This window comes from Bradyrhizobium sp. NAS80.1 (genome assembly GCF_001908205.1).
Classification (GTDB): domain Bacteria; phylum Pseudomonadota; class Alphaproteobacteria; order Rhizobiales; family Xanthobacteraceae; genus Bradyrhizobium.
The window spans coordinates 1-1,899 of the sequence record NZ_LGHL01000476.1; the positions used below are offsets into that span (position 1 = coordinate 1).

1 protein-coding gene is annotated in these 1,899 nt (G+C 63.3%); it reads right to left on the bottom strand.

The features are described 5' to 3' along the window. Positions 1-112 precede the first annotated feature (112 nt). Positions 113-1,480 (bottom strand): group II intron reverse transcriptase/maturase, encoded by a 1,368-nt coding sequence (gene ltrA, locus AC629_RS44350; protein WP_084810824.1) that lies wholly within the window; start codon positions 1,478-1,480, stop codon positions 113-115. Positions 1,481-1,899: the final 419 nt, after the last annotated feature.

Consider the following 1,899-nt stretch of genomic DNA (forward strand, 5'->3'; position numbering starts at 1 on the left):
TCCAGATCAACGGAACAGACCACGATCGGCATAGGGGGCGACCTTGTGAGGTCGCTCCCCTGCCACACCACCCGGCATGCGGGTCCGCACCGGGCGGTTCGAGAAGTTGAGGTCATGAGAGTCGGGGTAATCCCAGCCGGTCAGACCAGTCGAGGGTAAGCACGGCGTTGAGGAGCATGCCGCTGTTGCGCCACCAGCGGCGGCTGTTCGCCGCCACCCGTTGCGCCACATCCGGTTTGGCCCCAAGCGCCATCAGTTCCCTGTACATGGTCTTGCCGCGCTTCCATTGTTTGAGCTGGATAGCACGCACCCGATGGCGCAGCCACTTGTCCAGCTCGCGCCAGACCTTTGGCGTTTGCGCCAGCCGGAAGTAAGCCCGCCAGCCCAGAACGTAGGACCGCAGGCGGTCCATCACATCCGGCAAGCTGCGCCCGCCACTGCGGCTGGTCAGTTGCCGGATACGTTGCTTGAACGTCATCAGCGGTTTGACGGCGACCTTGCGCTTAATCACGCCGCCGGGAGCCATCCAAAAGGTGTAGCCCAGGAACTTGCGACCAAACACGTAGTCCACTGCGCTCTTAGTCTCGTTGACCGTCAGGCGCAGCTTGCCGTAGAGCCGCCGAAGCAGCGCCATCACCCGCTCACCAGACCGGCGGCTACGGACGTAAACGTTCGCATCGTCGGCATAGCGCACGAAGCAATGGCCTCGACGTTCCAGCTCCCTGTCCACTTCATCCAACAAGACATTCGCCAGCAGCGGCGATAGCGGCCCGCCTTGCGGCGTGCCCATCATCCGCTGCTGAACCAGGCCATCGCTCATGATGCCGCTGTTCAGATACGCCCGGATCAACCGGATCACTCCGGGGTCTGCGATCCGTTGCTGAAGACGGTCCATGAGGATGTCGTGGTTGACCCGGTCGAAGAACTTCTCCAGGTCCACGTCCACCACGATCCGGCGTCCCGATTGCACATATGACTGCGCCGTAAGGACGGCGTCATGTGCGCTTCGACCCGGGCGGAAGCCGTAGCTATGCTTGCTGAAGGTGGGATCAAGGATGGGCTGCAGCACTTGCAGCAGCGCCTGCTGGATCAACCGATCCGTCACCGTTGGGATGCCAAGCTCCCGCTCGCCACCCTCGGGCTTGGGAATCGTCACCCGACGTACCGGACTGGGCCGGTACGTCCCCCGCAGCAGTTGTTCCCGGATGACGGGCCACGCCGTACGCAGATGTTCGGCGGTTTGGTCAATGTCCAACCCGTCGACACCGGCTGCGCCTTTGTTGGCCCGCACCCGTTGCAACGCCCGTTGCAGGTTCTCTCTCGTCAGTGCTGCCACCAGCAGCGCCGACCCTGTGTTCTGCGTTGCATGTCGCGGGCGGAAAGCTTCGCCGCTGCCCGAGGTCCACACGGCTTCACCGCGTCCTCCCTCAAGCCGCCCTGCTTGCGCAGACATCTGGCGCGGTGCTTCCCACATCGGCATGGTGCCTAACACTCCTCCTCGTTCAGTCCTTCGCCGCGATGCAGCTCCTCGCCGTATCGCCGACTACTACGACCTCTGCTGACTCCTCGCTCCGGCTCGACACCGTCGCCCTTTCGGGCGTGAGGCAAGGTCTCCCCAGGTAAGAACGCACTCCTTCACTGCACGACCGCCGGATCTACGCCGCTTCCCTTTGATCACGAGAGCTTCGCGGGTCTTTGTCCGCTCGCCCCGGTCCGCAGCGCCTCCTATCCGGTTCTTGTTCATCGGCCCGCAGCTTCGCTCCACGCTTCCTCCCCACATTCGGTCGCCCTCATGCAGTTGCGCTTCACTTCGCTCGCCATGATCAGCTTACGATGGGACTTCCACCCACAAGAGTGCGCCCATGCTGGGCGCACAAAGAAAAGAGGACCCGTGCCAGG